Annotated in this window: 15 protein-coding genes; 10 read left to right on the forward strand and 5 right to left on the reverse strand. The window is 70.4% G+C overall.

The window, feature by feature from the left end:
- Positions 1 to 187: 187 nt before the first annotated feature.
- Positions 188 to 1,099 (reverse strand): NAD-dependent epimerase/dehydratase family protein, encoded by a 912-nt coding sequence (locus AN233_RS14240; RefSeq protein ID WP_058367436.1) that lies wholly within the window; start codon positions 1,097 to 1,099, stop codon positions 188 to 190.
- Complete coding sequence (locus AN233_RS14245; RefSeq protein ID WP_058367437.1) at positions 1,096 to 1,995, reverse strand: NAD-dependent epimerase/dehydratase family protein; 900 nt, start codon at positions 1,993 to 1,995, stop codon at positions 1,096 to 1,098. The genes AN233_RS14240 and AN233_RS14245 overlap by 4 nt, the downstream gene beginning before the upstream one ends.
- A 97-nt stretch (positions 1,996 to 2,092) precedes the next feature.
- Between AN233_RS14245 and htpX the strand changes: the two genes are divergently transcribed.
- From htpX to AN233_RS14270, 5 genes are all read left to right on the forward strand, one after another.
- Entirely contained in the window at positions 2,093 to 2,965 is an 873-nt protein-coding gene (gene htpX, locus AN233_RS14250) for a zinc metalloprotease HtpX (RefSeq protein ID WP_058367438.1), read from the forward strand.
- 82 nt (positions 2,966 to 3,047) lie between these two features.
- Complete coding sequence (gene pspAB, locus AN233_RS14255; RefSeq protein WP_058367439.1) at positions 3,048 to 3,653, forward strand: PspA-associated protein PspAB; 606 nt, start codon at positions 3,048 to 3,050, stop codon at positions 3,651 to 3,653.
- Between the two features lie 39 nt (positions 3,654 to 3,692).
- A complete protein-coding gene (locus AN233_RS14260; RefSeq protein ID WP_058367440.1) occupies positions 3,693 to 4,487 on the forward strand; it encodes a hypothetical protein in 795 nt (264 codons plus the stop codon).
- A 48-nt stretch (positions 4,488 to 4,535) separates the two neighbouring features.
- On the forward strand, positions 4,536 to 5,015 hold the full coding sequence (locus tag AN233_RS14265) for a hypothetical protein (protein WP_058367441.1): 480 nt from the start codon (positions 4,536 to 4,538) through the stop codon (positions 5,013 to 5,015).
- Positions 5,012 to 5,644: an IMPACT family protein gene (locus tag AN233_RS14270; RefSeq protein WP_058367442.1), complete on the forward strand. Its 633-nt coding sequence runs from the start codon at positions 5,012 to 5,014 to the stop codon at positions 5,642 to 5,644. Before AN233_RS14265 ends, AN233_RS14270 begins: the two co-directional genes overlap by 4 nt.
- Positions 5,645 to 5,684: 40 nt before the next feature.
- On the opposite strand, the gene AN233_RS14275 is transcribed toward AN233_RS14270, so the two are convergent.
- Entirely contained in the window at positions 5,685 to 7,328 is a 1,644-nt protein-coding gene (locus AN233_RS14275) for an ABC transporter substrate-binding protein (RefSeq protein WP_058367443.1), read from the reverse strand.
- A gap of 139 nt (positions 7,329 to 7,467) precedes the next feature.
- Here AN233_RS14275 and AN233_RS14280 point away from each other — a divergent pair, with 139 nt between their 5' ends.
- Together AN233_RS14280 and AN233_RS14285 are read left to right on the forward strand one after the other, a co-directional pair.
- On the forward strand, positions 7,468 to 8,613 hold the full coding sequence (locus tag AN233_RS14280; RefSeq protein WP_058367444.1) for an NAD(P)/FAD-dependent oxidoreductase: 1,146 nt from the start codon (positions 7,468 to 7,470) through the stop codon (positions 8,611 to 8,613).
- A gap of 218 nt (positions 8,614 to 8,831) precedes the next feature.
- The gene (locus tag AN233_RS14285) at positions 8,832 to 11,009 is read left to right on the forward strand and encodes a S9 family peptidase (protein WP_058367445.1); all 2,178 of its coding nucleotides are present in this window, start codon (positions 8,832 to 8,834) and stop codon (positions 11,007 to 11,009) included.
- A 597-nt stretch (positions 11,010 to 11,606) separates the two neighbouring features.
- Here the strand turns inward: AN233_RS14285 and AN233_RS14290 are convergent.
- Entirely contained in the window at positions 11,607 to 12,302 is a 696-nt protein-coding gene (locus AN233_RS14290) for a DUF5828 family protein (protein ID WP_058367446.1), read from the reverse strand.
- A gap of 158 nt (positions 12,303 to 12,460) precedes the next feature.
- Positions 12,461 to 12,616 carry a hypothetical protein gene (locus tag AN233_RS17485; protein WP_176696703.1) on the reverse strand — a complete coding sequence of 52 codons (156 nt, stop codon included), beginning with the start codon at positions 12,614 to 12,616 and terminating at the stop codon, positions 12,461 to 12,463.
- Between the two features lie 192 nt (positions 12,617 to 12,808).
- Here AN233_RS17485 and AN233_RS14295 point away from each other — a divergent pair, with 192 nt between their 5' ends.
- The 3 genes from AN233_RS14295 to AN233_RS18160 all read left to right on the forward strand — a co-directional run.
- The gene (locus tag AN233_RS14295) at positions 12,809 to 13,345 is read left to right on the forward strand and encodes a hypothetical protein (RefSeq protein WP_058367447.1); all 537 of its coding nucleotides are present in this window, start codon (positions 12,809 to 12,811) and stop codon (positions 13,343 to 13,345) included.
- Positions 13,346 to 13,430: 85 nt separating this feature from the next.
- A complete protein-coding gene (locus AN233_RS14300; RefSeq protein WP_058367448.1) occupies positions 13,431 to 13,706 on the forward strand; it encodes a DUF7538 family protein in 276 nt (91 codons plus the stop codon).
- Between the two features lie 78 nt (positions 13,707 to 13,784).
- The coding region (locus AN233_RS18160; protein WP_245626087.1) for an ABC transporter ATP-binding protein at positions 13,785 to 14,728 on the forward strand (944 nt) is incomplete at its 3' end.

Genomic DNA, 14,728 nt, shown 5'->3' on the forward strand with positions numbered 1-14,728 from the left:
AGTGGGAGACCCTCTGGGAGTACCGGTTCGCCGTCTGTCCATTCATACTCATACTGATTCATTGGCGAGCGGCAGTGCTGTGTGACGCGGAGAGGTGTTTTCGAGAAGGTCCGGTTGGCGAGTGGCGACGCTGTGAGATCGGAGAGGAGAGAACTCGGCGGGCGGCAGCGCCTCGGGCGTTCCTCGCTCAGCCCTCGAGCAGTTCGGGCCCCTCGACGCGCTCGTCGGCGGCGTCGCGCCAGGAGCGGCTCGGCGTCCAGCCGAACAGGCGCTCGGCTTTTGTGATCGCGTACGCGGAGCGGTCGGAGTCGGCGGCGACCGCACAGTCGTCGGGGATCGCTCCATAGTGGCGACGCAGGAGGTCGACGAGCGGTCGTCCGAGCGCGTTGTCGGCGGCGACGCAGTTGACGGCTTCGTGGCCGTCGACGGGGTCGGCGAGGGCGGCGGCGACGAGGTCGGCCACGTCGCGGATGTCGACGTAGGACCAGAAGTTCCCGGCGCCCGCACCGAGGTCCTCGACGTACTCGGGTTCTCGACATGGGTACTCGCCCGGGAACTGGATCCACGAGGGGCGGATCGAGGTGACGGACACGCCGTCGCGACGCGCGGTCCGGTCGGCGCATCGCTCGGCGGCGATCTTCGAGAGTCCGTAGGGATCCTCTGCCAGTCGGTCGTGCGATTCGTGGATCGGGAGCGCGTCGGGGAGGGGTGTCGGGTCGGCGAAGAAGAAGCCGTAGGCGCCGTCGCTCGACGCCTGCACGACGCGGGCGTCGGCGCGCCCGGCGGCGGACAGGACGTTGTACGCGGCGAGGGCGTTCGTCTCGAACGTCGTCCCGTCGGGGTGCTCGCCGGCGACCGGGATGGCGGCCCAGTGAACGACGGCGTCGGGATCGACCTCTCCGATCAGGTCGTACGTCTCGCCGCGGTCGGTCAAGTCGGCGGCTCGGAAGTCGAGTCCCTCGCGCGGCGTGGCTTCGAAGCCGGGGTGGTCGAGGTCGACGCAGACCACGTCGTAGTCGTTGAGGAGGCGGTCGACGACCCAGCGTCCGGAGCTCCCCAGTCCGCCCGTGACGAGGACGGTCTCGCGCTCGCCGCTCATGACTCCGTCAGCGAGGGGGCGTCCACGTCGGCGGTCGCGGCGTCGCGCCAGGTGTGGCTCGGCGTCCAGTCGAACAGGTGCTCGGCCTTCGCCGTCGAGAGCGCGGACGCGTCGCCGTCGGCGTCGAGGCCGCAGTCGTCGGGGACCTCGCCCCAGAAGGCCAGACACGCGTCGACGACGGAGCCGTCGAGGTAGGTGTCCGCCGCGGCGGCGTGGACCGCCTCGTGGCCGTCGACGGGGTCGGCGAGGGCGGCGGCGACGAGGTCGGCCACGTCGCGGGCGTCGACGTACGACCAGCAGTTACCGGCGCCGCCGGCGAGTTCCTTGAGGTTGTCCTCGTCCCGGCAGTTGTACTCGCCGGGCTGCTGGATCCACGACGGGCGAACGGAGGTCACGGAGATGTCGTGTTTGCGGACGACGGTGTCGGCGACGTCCTCGGCGATGACCTTCCCGAGTCCGTAGGGATCCTCCGGGCGGCACGGGTGGTCCTCGGTAATCGGCAGTTCGTCGGGGAGCGATGTCTCCTCGGCGAAGGCGAAGCCGTAGGCGGACTCGCTCGACGCCTGCACGACGCGTGCGTCGGCACGGCCCGCGGCTGTCAAAACGTTGTACGCGGAGAGGACGTTCGTCTCGAAGACGCGGCCGCCGGCGTGGCGGGTCGGGGAGGGGATGGCGGCCCAGTGGACGACGGCATCGGGGTCGACGGCGTCGATCAGATCGTAGGTCTCGCCGCGGTCGGCCAGGTCGGCGGCGCGGAAGTCGACGTTCTCGGCCGGTGTCGCCTCGAAACCGGGATGGTGCAGGTCGACGCAGACCACCTCGTACTGGTCCGCGAGGCGGTCGACGATCCAGCGTCCGGAGCGACCGAGGCCGCCGGTGACGATGACTGTCTCCATGCGCGGAGGTGTATCGGAGGTGGGTTATAAGCCGGTGGAACCGGCACCGGGCGGCCCCTCCGGCAGGCTTTACCGCTCCGGGCCGCTATCGCCGGGTATGCAATGGAGCACCGACTGGGGGTTACGCGGGCGCATGGCGCTCACCATGTTCCTGCTGTTCGCCCTCTATCTGGCGTTCGTCGGGGTCCTCATCTCCGTGTTCGACGCGGGGATTTTCGTGACCCTCCTGTTGCTCGGCGGCTTCTCGCTTGCGCAGTACTTCTTCAGCGACAAACTCGCGCTGCGGAGCATGGGCGCGCGGAAGGTGGACCCGGACGAGGAACCGGAACTGCACCGCATGGTCGAGCGGCTGAGCCAGCAGGCGGACCTGCCGAAGCCCACCGTCGCGGTCGCGGACACGCAGGTTCCGAACGCGTTCGCGACAGGTCGGAACCAGAAGAACGCGACCGTCTGCGTGACGACTGGCCTGATGCGGAGCCTCGATCAGGAGGAACTGGAGGGCGTGATGGCCCACGAGCTGGCCCACGTTAAGAACCGCGACGTGATGGTGATGACCATCGCCTCGTTCCTCTCGACTATCGCCTTCTTCATCGTGCGCTGGGGCTGGATGTTCGCCGGTAACGACAGAAACGCCCCGCCGGTGTGGATCGCGGTCGCCGCCTCGCTGCTCGTCTGGGTGATATCCTTCCTGCTGATCCGCGCGCTCTCGCGCTATCGGGAGTTCGCGGCGGACCGCGGCGCCGCGTCGATCACGGGCAAGCCCGGTGCGCTCGCCTCGGCGCTTCTCTCCATTGACGGAACGATGGACCGCGTCCCGACCGAGGACCTCCGCGACGAAGCGGAGATGAACGCGTTCTTCATCATCCCCATCAGGAAGGGGTTCATCGGCCGAATCGCCTCCACCCACCCGAGCACCGAGAAGCGCGTCGAGCGTCTCCGGGAGCTCGAGGCGGAGATGGAGACGGCCTGAGCACCGGTCGGTCGCGGGTACCCCTCTGCCTCACCGCCGTAGAAACGCCCTAATCCCCGGCCCCCCTACCATCGACCAGTCAATGGGCCTGCTCGACACGCTCCGCTCCGTCCTCGGGACCAGCGCGGAGACCGACGCGACCCGGGACGCGGACCCGGAGGACCTGTTCGGGATGTCCACCGCCTACGTCACGATGGAGGCGGATCTGAGCTATGACCACTGCGGCGAGGCGGCGCTCTGCTTCTCCGGCGTCGATTCGACCGCCTTCGAGGACACGATCGACGAGGTGGAGGCGATCCTCGAGGCCGGCGAGCTCGAGACTGGGACGGGCTACCACGAGTACGAGGACGACCACGGCTACCGCTGGTTCGTCCTGGAGGACGACGATCCTGAAGACCTCGTGACGAGCGTCCACTTCGCGGCCGACACCTTCGTCGAGCAGGGGTTCGGCTCCCGCCTGCTCGCGGCCGTCTTCGGCTTCGAGAAGGACGACCGCGGCGCCTACTGGGTCTACTCGTTCCGCCGCGGCGCCTACTACCCCTTCGTCCCGGACGGCGACCACGAGCGCGACAACCGGACGGAGTTCAAACTGCGGTCGGTGCTCGACGGCGAACTCGAGATCGAGGACGACGAGGCGTACTGGTACCCCCTCTGGCCGGACGCTGCCGGCGGCCACCCGTGGGAGTAGCGCCCGAAGACATTTATCGGCGTCCGCTGACCACCCGACATGCGCCGCCGCGCCCTCCTCGCGACCGTCGGCGGGAGCCTCGCGCTCGCCGGCTGTGCCGCCGACGCACCGACCGGATCCGACGCCGCGGACGGAACCGACACGTCGACGGCGACCGGTCCCGGTTCGGAGCCGACCGACGCCGCCGGTTCCGGCCTCCCTGACGACTGTCCAACGACCCGCGGGTACGACGCCGGCTTTCCGCCGGACGCCGACGACCCCGCCGCGGTCGAGGGGTTCGTCGCCGCGTACGAGGTCGCTCACCTGAACGCCACCGCGGTGAACCACGACGCGGACGAGGTCGGGCGCGTCAGCCCCCGGGTCGAGGAGTCTGCCGCGGCCGATGAACACCACTCGGCTGGAGCCGGGTGGACCGTCACCGTCGAGACGACGTGGTACGAGGAGCGGACGGTGGAGACCGAACTGGTCGCGGCGCCGAGCGAGGCGCCCGCGGATGCGGATCCCCTCCCGGTCGACGACCTCCCGGACGAACTCGACACGCTCCCGGGCGTCGTTCGCGAGGCCGCAGCGTCCGGCGAGACGATAGAACGGCGCCTGTTCGACGACTCGGAGGCGGTTCGGGAGGCGCTCGACGGCGCTCCGGAGCAGGACGGGACTCGTTTTCTCGACGCGGACGGGACGACGGTGGGGGTCACGCTGCGGGAGGTCGTCGAGCACGCCGACAACGCGGTCCGGGCGCACTACTTGCTCACACCCCATCTCCTTCGGCGGGCGGAGGGGTATGGCGACGACGTTGACCCTCGCGAGGGCGACCTGCTGGAGTGCCGGCCGTAGCGACGCGGATGGACACCGACTTTATCGCCGGCAGCCAAGCGCTCCCCAATGAGTGACTCGATCGACGGAGACCGGACCGCGGGCGTCTTCAGGGCCGTCGCCGTGCAGGCTTCGCTCCTGTCCGGCGCGGCCCACGCGCTGTGGGCGTGGCCTCTGATCGGCGCGTCCGACCCGCGCCCGTACGTCTTCCTCGCCGTCGCGGTGCTGCTGGCGCTGGTCGGCGCCGCCGTCCTCCGCGCTAGCGAGGAGTACCGTCGGCTCTACGCGCTCGGGGCCGGCACGCTCGCCGCGTTGCTGATCGGGTACGTCGGCTGGCACGGGGCGTCGACGCCGGCCGCGCTCGCGGCCGACCCGCTGGCGCTCGTCGCCAAAGTCGCCGAGACGGTCGGCGTCGTCGCGTTTCTCGCGCTCTACCGGAAGGCGCCGCCGACGAGCGCGGTGGTGGAGCGGCGCCGAACGGACGACCGGGCGGCCGGCGGCGTGGACGGGGAGACGGAGACGAGCCCGGCGGGGGGACCCGACCCGTGACGGACGCGTATCTGACCGTCGCGGAGCGCGCGACCGCGACCTTCGAGGTGCGCGGGTCGGAGTTCCTCGGCCACGTCTCCCCCGCCGCCTCCGTCGACGAGGCCGAGGCGTTCGTCGAGACGGTGCGCGAGGAGTACGCGGACGCCACGCACAACGTCCCGGCCTACCGCGTCCCGGCGGGCGAGCCCTCCGAGCGACGGCCCGGGGACGGCGAGGTCATGCTCCGCGAGTACGCCAGCGACGACGGCGAGCCGAGCGGCTCCGCCGGGAAGCCGGCGCTCAACGTGTTGCAGGGTCGCGAGGTCAGAAACGTCGCGGCCGTGGTCACGCGCTACTACGGCGGGACGAACCTCGGCGTCGGGGGACTGGTGAGCGCGTACTCCCGCGCGGTGCAGGACGCCCTCGACGCGGCGGGCGTCGTCGAGGAGCGCCCCCACCGGACGATGGTCGTGACGACCGCCTACGACGACTCGGGGACCGTCCGCGGGATCATCGAGTCCGCGGACGTCGAGTTCGAGGCCGACTACGGGGAGGACGTGACCTTCGAGATCAGAGTGCCGGTCGCGGAGGCGGCCGAGTTAGCCGACCGACTCCGGAGCGCGACGAGCGGCCGTGTGGATCCGGACTGATCGGCCGGAAGGAATCGGTGTCGGCCGATCAGGTCCCCGATCAGCGGTCGAGCCAGACGTTGTTGTAGTCGCTGACGACCCGCGGGTTGTACTGTGACCGCGGATGCGCGACGAAGTCCTGAACGTGGTCGCGGAGCCCGATGGAGACGCGCATGCTGTAGCCGGGCAGGTGGACGCGGTCCTCCAGCACCGTCGGGATGATCGACTCGTAGAGCTCGCGCCGCTCGTCGATGTCGCTGGAGCGGCGGGCGGCGATAATGTCCTCCATCACCGCGTCGTTCTCGTAGTAGGTGCCGTTGGTGGCGCCGATCTGCTCCTCGTGGAACAGGTTGTAGACGTAGGAGTCGGGGTCGGGGCCGCCGAGCCAGCCGAGCGCGTAGAGGTTGTAGTCGTCCTCGCTGCCGGTGTCGTAGGTGTCGAGGAACGTCCCCCAGTCGAGCCGGCGGACCTCCGCGTCGTAGCCGGCCTCGTTCAGGCCGTTCGACACCGAGATCCCGATCTGCTCGCGCAGGTCGTCCGGCGGGACGATGATCCGGAAGCCGTAGTCCTCCTCGACACCGGCGTCGGCGAGCAACTCGGCCGCGCGGTCGGTGTCGCGGTCGTGGGCGATGTCGGCCCACTCCTCGGTCGGGAGGTCCCACGATTCGGCGACCGGGAGCGGGACCGGTCCGTAGTTCCGGGCCCCGGCCGGTTCGATGAAGTTCTCGACGGCCTGATCGATCGAGGCCGCGTAGTCGATCGCCTCGCGGACCTGGGGGTCCGTCGTCGGGCCTTCGTTGCAGTTGAACGCGAGGTAGTAGTAGGAGATGCCAGGCTCGGACTGGAGGCTCATGTTGTCCGCCTCCCGGACCGTCTCCCACGTCTGCGGCGTGATGCCGTCGGCCACGTCGGACTCGCCCGTCTCCAACGAGACGACGCGCGTGGTGCTCTCCTCGACCGGTTCGAAGCGCAGGCGTTCGAGGTGGGGCGCGGGATCGCCCCAGTAGTCGTCCCAGCGTTCGAGGTCGACGTACTCGCCCTCGCTCCAATCGACGAACTCGAAGGGGCCGGAGCCGACGGGCGCGTTGAGGTTGAACGCCTCCGGGTCCTCCTCGCGGACGGCCTTCGGAACGACGTTGCGGGTCAGCGCCAGCGTGAAGAACGGCCCGTAGCCGTACTGGAGGTCGATCTGCACCGTCCGGTCGTCGACGACCTCGACCGTGTCGATCATGTCCACGTCGGGCTTGTTCGCGGTCTCCTCCTCGATGGGCGTGAGAAGCGAGTAGCGCACGTCCTCCGCGGTCACGGGGTCGCCGTTCTGGAAACGCGGGCCGTCACGGAGCTGAACGATGTACCGCGTGCCGTCGCGCTCGACAGTCGGCTCCTCGCTGGCGAGGTGCGGAACCGGGTCGGTCCCCTCGTCGTAGGCGTACAGCGGTTCGAACACCTGCGAACAGACCTGTTGGGAGTAGATGTCGTTGACGACGAGCGGGTCGAACTCGATAGGCGATACCTGCTGGGAGTAGACCAACTCGCCGCCGTCCCGGGACTCGGCCGTCGACTCGGCGTCGGTCGCGGTGCCGTTCGTCGACCCGCCATCGGATGAGCCGCTGTCTTCGGCACAGCCGGCGAGGGTCGCCGCGGTCGCGCCCGCGGCCACGCCGCCGAGCAGCCGCCGTCGCGAGTAGTTGAACTCGTGTGACATGGGTGGCGTTACGACTCCCGTTGTAAACGCCCGCGGTAAGTGGCAGAATCCGGTCCTGCACCCGGGTAGTGGTAACATTATCCTGTTCTTGCGCTCGACTCCGCGAACGCTTTTGTCGGCGACGGACCCTCCCCGATCCATGAGCGACTTCGACGCGGTCGTGGTCGGCGGCGGCATCGTCGGTTCCGCGGTCGCGTACCACCTCGCGGACGCGGGCGCGGACGCGCTGCTGGTCGACCGCCGCGATAAGGGGCGCGCGACGGACGCGGGAGCGGGTATCGTCTCGCCCGCCACGAGCAGTCGCACCGACTCGACGGCGTGGTTCGAGTTCGCGCTCGCCGCCGCGGACTACTACCCGGATCTGGCCGCGGAGCTCTCGGCGGCCGGCCACGACCACGGCTACTCCGAGACGTCGGTGGTCGTCGTCGCCGCGGACGAGGAGGAGCACGCAGAACTCGACGCCGTACGCGATCGGGCGGAGCGACGGACCGCGGAGTACGGCCGCCCCGAGCCGGGATCGGTGGCGTCGCTGGCGGGCGATGCGCTCCAGGAGGCGTTCCCGCCGGTCGCGGACGGCGCCCGGGCGCTCCGTTTCGCGAACGCGGGGCGAGTCGACGGTCGCCGCTTCGCGACCGCCCTCCGGGCGGTCGGTCGGGAACGCGGACTGGCCGTTCGCGACGGCGAGGTGGCCCGGATCAGGACCAACGGGGCTTCCGTGACGGGCGTCACGCTGGCCGACGGCGATCGGATCGACGCGTCGGACGTGGTGGTCGCGGGCGGGGCGTGGTCCGGTGCGTTCGCGTCGGATCTGGGGACCGAGGTCCCGATCGAACCCCACCGCGGGCAGATCGCTCACCTCGACATCTCGACGGTGCCGTCGCTGTCGGGGACCGACGACTGGCCGGTGGTCAAGGGGTTCCGCGGGCACTACATGGTGCCGTGGCCCGGCGAGCGGATCGCGGTCGGTGCGACCCGCGAGGAGGGGGCGGGGTTCGCGCCGCACGCGACGCTTGACGGCATCGCGGAGGTGTCCCGGGAGGCGCTGCGCGTGGCCCCGGGGCTGGCGGAGGCGCGGCACGCGGAAACGAAAGTCGGCCTCCGGCCGGTCTCGGCCGACCGCCTTCCGGTGCTGGGACCGGTGCCGTCGGTCGAGGGAGCACACCTCGCGACCGGGCACGGCGCGACCGGGCTCCAGTTGGGTCCCTACAGCGGGAAACTCGTCGCGAACGCGGTGCTGGGCGAGATCCCGGCGGTGCTCGACGGGTTCGGGCCGGCGCGGTTCTGAGCGCTTGGGCGTGCGGTCCGCCGGTCCGGTGGCGGGGTTGCGTGTCCGTTGGCGAGCAGGCGGCGCGGTCGCTCCCGGAGCGGTGCGCCGCGCGACCGCCTCGTTCGCTCCGGGTGTGGCTCAGACCACGCGGCGTCTGCCGCGGCATGGGTGATAAGGAACGGGGCGGCGCCTTCCGGCTCCGGGCCCCTTTTGGTGACAGCCCGTGACCGGCCGGTATGCAGCAGCAACCCATCGAGGCGGCCGACTTCCACGAGTTGGCGAAGCCCGCCGACCCGCGGCTCTCGCCGGACGGGGAGTGCGTCGCGTTCGTGCGCGAGCAGGCGGACGGCGACGAGGAGTACGCGGCGACGATCCACGTCGCGAGCGTCGACGGTTCGGGTCATCGGCGCTTCTCGCTCGCGGAGGGGACCGACGCGGAGCCGCGGTGGAGCCCCTCCGGCGACCGGCTCGCGTTCACGTCCACGCGCGGCGCGGACGACGACCGCCAGCAGCTCTGGGTCCTGCCGGTCGACGGTGGCGAAGCCCGGCAAGTGACGGACGTGGTCGGCGGCGTCTCTGCCGTCGCGTGGGGACCGGACGGCGACCGGATCGCGTTCGTCCAGTCGGTTACTGGGGAGGACCGCGAGGAGGGGCGGGATAAGTCGGTCCCCGATGAGTACGAGCCGGAGGATCACCCGGACCCGCGCGTGGTCGACCGGACCGTCTACCGCTCGATGCAGTCGTACTTCGACGGGCGCCGCTCGCACGTCTACGTGGTCGACGTCGACGCGGCCGACCCCGACGCCGCGGCGAGCGGGGCAGGGGGAGACGGAGACGCCGAGGCGAGCGAGGCGGTCAGCCGGCTCACTGACGGCGACGCCGACTTCGGGTCCCCGGAGTGGGGCGACGCGGACACGCTCTACTACACCGAGGAGATCGCGGAGGAGCGCGGCGCGGACCCCGACGACTCCGAGGAGATCGCGATCCACGCCCACGACCTCGCGGCCGACGCGGTCGAGCGCGTCCACGTCACGACCGGCTGGGGCACCGCGCTCGCGGCGACCGCGGACGGTCGCGTGGCGTTCCTCCGCACGGAGCCCGAGCAGGCTTCGATCCAGCCGACCGACCTGCACGTCATCGACCGCGCGTCGGGCGCGGTGACGGACTTGACGGCGGGGATCGACCGGTCGGTGAGCTACGACGTGCCGCCGCAGTGGGGCCCCGACGCGGAGACGGTCTACTTCGCGACGCCCGACGAGGGACAGACTGCGGTGTGGTCGGTACCCGGCGACGGGAGCGACGACCCCGAGCGGCTGGTCCGCCGCGGGGCCATCTCGGGTGGCCATGTCGGCGGGAGCGACGCGGCGGGACCGGACGAGGTCACCGTCGCGCTCGCGCTCTCGGAGTGGGATCACCCCGGCGACGTGTTCGCGTACGACGCCGCGGCCGACGAGACGACCCGGCTGACCGAGCTGAACGCGGAGTTCCTGGACGAGCGGCACGTCGGCGAGCCGGAGGAGCTGTGGTTCGCGTCCGAGGGCGGCGACGTGGAGGTGCAGGGGTGGGTGCTGACCCCGCCCGGCTTCGACCCCGAGGCCGACGACCCCGGGCAGTTCCCGCTCGCGGTCGAGGTCCACGGCGGCCCGCACGCGATGTGGACCACCTCGGGGACGATGTGGCACGAGTTCCAGACGCTCGCGGCCCGGGGCTACGTCGTCTTCTGGTCGAACCCGCGCGGGTCGACCGGCTACGGCGCCGACTTCATGCGGGCCATCGAGCGCGACTGGGGCGAGACCACGCTGACCGACGTGATGGCTGGCGTCGAGCAGGTCGCGGACCGCGACTACGTCGACGCCTCGAACGCGTTCCTCACCGGCGGCTCCTTCGGCGGGTTCATGACCGGCTGGGCGGTCGGGCACACCGACTACTTCCGCGCGGCGGTCGCCCAGCGCGGCGTCTACGACCTCACCGGCTTCTACGGGTCGACCGACGGCGCGTACAAGCTGCTGGAGGGCGACTTCGACACGACCCCCTCCGAGGAGCCGGGGTGGCTCTGGGAGCAGTCGCCGACCGGCCACGCCCACGAGGTCGACACGCCGACGCTACTGATCCACTCGGAGGACGACACGCGGACGCCGATCTGCACGGCGGAGCTGTACCACCGGATCCTCCGGAAGAACGGCGTGGAGACGCGGATGGTGCGCTACCCCCGGGAGGGTCACGAGCTCTCGCGGTCGGGCGAGCCGGGCCACATCGTCGACCGCATCGAGCGCATCGCTCGCTGGTTCGACGGCTACTCCGACCACCACGACGCGCCGCGCGCGCTCGACCGCGACGATAACGACGGCCTGACCGCCGGAGAAAACGAGGACGAGAAGCAGCAGGAGAACGACGACGACGAGGACGAGTCGTAACCGCTCCGACCACTTTTTGAGTCCGGTGCGGTGCTGTTGCGGTGCTGTGCGGTCGTGATGCTGTAGCGGTGCCGTGCTGTCGGCGCGCGCCGCGGCGACCGCGAAGCGTGTCGCCGCGACCGCGCGAGGGAGGCGGCGGCGCGGCCGCATGCGGTGCGGTTCCGCGGCCGCGCCGCCGGCGAGGCTGGGGAGGTCAGAGGCTGCTGTCCGGTCGCGGTGCTGGGCGGTGGGTGGGACTGAAAGGGGCAGCCGGCTCGATCCGGCCCCGGCGCCTCAAGCACCGCAGCGCGCGGTGCTGAGAGCGAGGAGCGCAGAGTGTGCCGCGGCCGGTCGAGCCGGCTGGGGCTTTCTGGGTGGTGCTGTTCCACGCAGCAGGATCGACAACAGATCCAGATCAGTAGTTGGGAGAGCCGGCTGGGGCTTTCTGGGCGTTGCTGTGCCGATCAGCAGGATCAACAGCAGTTTCAAAAATGTCGTACGGAGAGCCGGCTGGGGCTTTCTGGAGGTCGCTATCCAGACCAGCAGGATCGACCTCTCAAAGGGACACGGAAACGGTCCGGCTGTCGCAGAAAGGCCCCGTGATTACGTCCGCGTCCTCTACGTCCGCGTCGACTCGGAGCCGCCGCCGGCCTCCTCCTCCTCGGTGACCTCGACGCCCTCCGCGGCCGCCGCGTTGCCGAGGTCCTTCTCGGTCTCGACGTGCCAGCGGTCGACCTCCGACTCGTACTCCGCGAGGATGTCGGAGACCTCGGCTTTCAGCTCGTCGTCGTTGACGTTCACCTCGAGCACGAACTCGTCGGCCTCCTCGCCGCGGCCGACCTGCTGGACGTTGGCGCTGATCAGGTCGTTGTCGAAGTAGTACGGCGCGAGCTGCGTCATCACCTTGCGGTAGACGGTGTCCTCGACCTTGCGGATCGCCTTTCGGCCCGCGGAGTCGGCCGCGCGGGCGACGTGGCCGATCGACTCGTTCCAGCGGTCGAGCGCCTCGTCGCTGTCGCCCTCCTCGACCTTCTCGTACGACTCCGAGAGCTTCTCGCCGGCGGTCTGGAGGTCCTCACCGGCGCTCTTGCCGGCCTTCTCGCCTTCGCCCTCCGCGACGGAGGCCTGCTCGGCGGTCTTCTCCGAGACGTCCTCGTCGATGCGCTCGTGGGATTTCGGGCGCCATTCTTCCCACTCGTGATAGGCGTCGCCCTCGGCGCCGGCCTCGCGCAGGGCCTGCGTGATGCGCTCGCCGTGCTCGACGATGTCGCCCCAGTCCCCGCGCACCTTGAACCCGGAGATGCTCTCTTCCATCGGCTTGTCGCCCGGCTATGCGTCGCTCAGGTATAAGTTCCCCCGCCGTCAGTCGTTCACACACTCCCGGAGTCGGTGGCAGAAACGCCTCGTCGCCGGCGCGCGCCACGCTGTGTCGCCCGGCCGGTCGGCCGGGCGGCCATCGCGGCTCGGGCGCGCTACTCGTCCTCGGGAACCGGGTCGCTGCCCGGATCGGGGGACGGGGAGTGGGCGTCGCTGTGCATCGCGCCGCGAACGAACGACAGCATCGCCGCCGTCATGAGGAGCGTCGCGAGAGTCGCCGCGACGGCGACGGCGAAGATGGGCTCGACCATGTCCGGTCATGCGCCATCGCGGACAATCAACGTATCGGCTTCGGTCGCGGCGTCGGTCCGCGCGCCGCGCGGTCGGCACGCGTGCGACTGCGTTCGTCCGGTCGGCGGCGGACGGTCGCGGAACGGGGGATTGGACAAACGGCCGTTTGAGCCTACAGAAGGCCTTTTCTCCGCGAGAGCCACCGAGCAGGCATGCACCGACGCACCATCCTGCGCGGCGCGGCCGCGGGCGTCGCGACGGCGCTCGCCGGCTGCGCCGAGAACTCGACGCCCGGCGACGATCCGACCGATTCGGAGGACGGAACGACCGAAGCCGGCGACGGTTCGGACGACGCGGACGGGGACTCCGGCGGCTCCGACGGCGGCGACGGGACCCCGACCGACGCCGACGCGCCCGCGCTGGTCGACGCCGCGCTGGAGCGGCGCGGCGACTGTTCGGAGCCCGGCACGGCCGCGACGGTCGCGTTCGCCGACGATGCCGTGACCGTTGACGGCTGTCTCGAGGCCGCGAACGGCTGTATCTACCCCGAGCTGGCGTCCGCGGGCTACGAGGACGACGCGTTCGTGGTCGCCGTCGAGGGCGTCGACGAGAGCGACCCGGACGAGGCGTGCACGCAGGCGATCGAGTACCGCGCCTACGAGGCGACCGCGAGCTTCGAGGGGGGCGTCCCCGCGACCGTCGAGGTCCGCCACGACGGCGAGCTGGTGACGGAGGCGCGGCCCGAGTAGGACGGCGGTCGGCCGCTCCCGCCCGTCGAGGAGCCGGGGGTCGGCGCGGCCGGTGCTTATGCGTCTCCCGCCGTGAGGGTGTCCCATGGACGACGCCATCGCCGCGCTGACGACGCGGGAGGGCTGGCGCGCCGAGGGCGGTGCCGCTCGCGTGCACTACGCCGGCGCGACCGACGACGACCGATACGCGGTCGAGTACTACGCCGACGCCGAGTGCGTGCTCTACTGGCGGGTGCCGTCCGACGGCGCGACCGCGGCGCCGGTGCCGCGCGCGACCGTCCCCGACCCGCTCAGACGGCGCGTTCGTCGGGACCTCGAAGCCGCGGACGTGGACCCCACGGTCGAGAACCACAGCGTGTGAGGATCCGTCGGCAAACGGTTCCGCTTCGTTTCGGTTCGAAGGAAAGGTTCATTCATCGGTACGGGAAACCACGGCACGATGAGTAGTCCCGACTGGGAGAAGGACGACCCGTTCGAGGAGCAGCGGGACAAGATCGAGAACCCCATGAAGCGGCTGTTCCTCACCTACGGGCGCGACTACACGTTCCCCGTGAGCATCGGGATCCTCGCGAGCGTCTTCGCCCGACTCCTCGACCTCCTTCCGCCCCTGATGCTCGGGATCGCCATCGACGCGATATTCCGCAACGAGGCCGCGTTCGACGAGCAGATCCCGCTCGTGCTCCTCCCGGACGCGTGGCTGCCGACCGGACAGACCGAGCAGTTCTGGTTCACTATCGCGGTGTTGGCCGGGGCGTTCGCGCTCGGGGCCGCGTTCCACTGGCTCCGGAACTGGGGGTTCAACGCGTTCGCCCAGAACATCCAACACGACGTTCGGACGGACACCTACGACCAGATGCAGCGGCTCAACATGGACTTCTTCTCGGACAAGCAGACCGGGGAGATGATGTCCATCCTCTCGAACGACGTGAACCGGCTGGAGCGATTCCTCAACGACGGGATGAACTCCCTGTTTCGGATGTCGGTGATGGTGCTCGGCATCGGCGTCCTGCTGGTGTGGATCAACTGGCAGCTCGCGCTCGTCGCGCTGTTGCCCGTCCCGATCATCGCCGTGTTCACGTACGCGTTCATCCGCATCATCCAGCCGAAGTACGCGGCGGTGCGCTCGACGGTCGGCAAGATGAACTCGCGGCTGGAGAACAACCTCGGCGGCATTCAGGTGATCAAGTCCTCGAACACCGAGGCGTACGAGTCCGACCGCGTCGACGACGTCTCCTTCGACTACTTCGACGCGAACTGGGACGCCATCGAGACGCGGATCAAGTTCTTCCCCGGCCTCCGCGTGCTCGCGGGCATCGGCTTCGTGCTCACGTTCATCGTCGGCGGGCTGTGGGTGTTCCAGGGGCCGCCAGGACCGTTCTCGGG

Origin of the sequence: Haloparvum sedimenti (assembly GCF_001462205.1) — an archaeon.
Lineage (GTDB): Archaea > Halobacteriota > Halobacteria > Halobacteriales > Haloferacaceae > Haloparvum > Haloparvum sedimenti.

Coding starts and splice junctions, on each gene's coding strand:
- AN233_RS14245 (WP_058367437.1), bottom strand. CDS start 1,995: ATGGAGACAGTCATCGTCACCGGCGGCCTCGGTCGCTCCGGACGCTGG.
- pspAB (WP_058367439.1), top strand. CDS start 3,048: ATGGGCCTGCTCGACACGCTCCGCTCCGTCCTCGGGACCAGCGCGGAG.
- AN233_RS14285 (WP_058367445.1), top strand. CDS start 8,832: ATGCAGCAGCAACCCATCGAGGCGGCCGACTTCCACGAGTTGGCGAAG.
- htpX (WP_058367438.1), top strand. CDS start 2,093: ATGCAATGGAGCACCGACTGGGGGTTACGCGGGCGCATGGCGCTCACC.
- AN233_RS14290 (WP_058367446.1), bottom strand. CDS start 12,302: ATGGAAGAGAGCATCTCCGGGTTCAAGGTGCGCGGGGACTGGGGCGAC.
- AN233_RS14280 (WP_058367444.1), top strand. CDS start 7,468: ATGAGCGACTTCGACGCGGTCGTGGTCGGCGGCGGCATCGTCGGTTCC.
- AN233_RS14260 (WP_058367440.1), top strand. CDS start 3,693: ATGCGCCGCCGCGCCCTCCTCGCGACCGTCGGCGGGAGCCTCGCGCTC.
- AN233_RS17485 (WP_176696703.1), bottom strand. CDS start 12,616: ATGGTCGAGCCCATCTTCGCCGTCGCCGTCGCGGCGACTCTCGCGACG.
- AN233_RS14275 (WP_058367443.1), bottom strand. CDS start 7,328: ATGTCACACGAGTTCAACTACTCGCGACGGCGGCTGCTCGGCGGCGTG.
- AN233_RS14240 (WP_058367436.1), bottom strand. CDS start 1,099: ATGAGCGGCGAGCGCGAGACCGTCCTCGTCACGGGCGGACTGGGGAGC.
- AN233_RS14265 (WP_058367441.1), top strand. CDS start 4,536: ATGAGTGACTCGATCGACGGAGACCGGACCGCGGGCGTCTTCAGGGCC.
- AN233_RS14295 (WP_058367447.1), top strand. CDS start 12,809: ATGCACCGACGCACCATCCTGCGCGGCGCGGCCGCGGGCGTCGCGACG.
- AN233_RS14300 (WP_058367448.1), top strand. CDS start 13,431: ATGGACGACGCCATCGCCGCGCTGACGACGCGGGAGGGCTGGCGCGCC.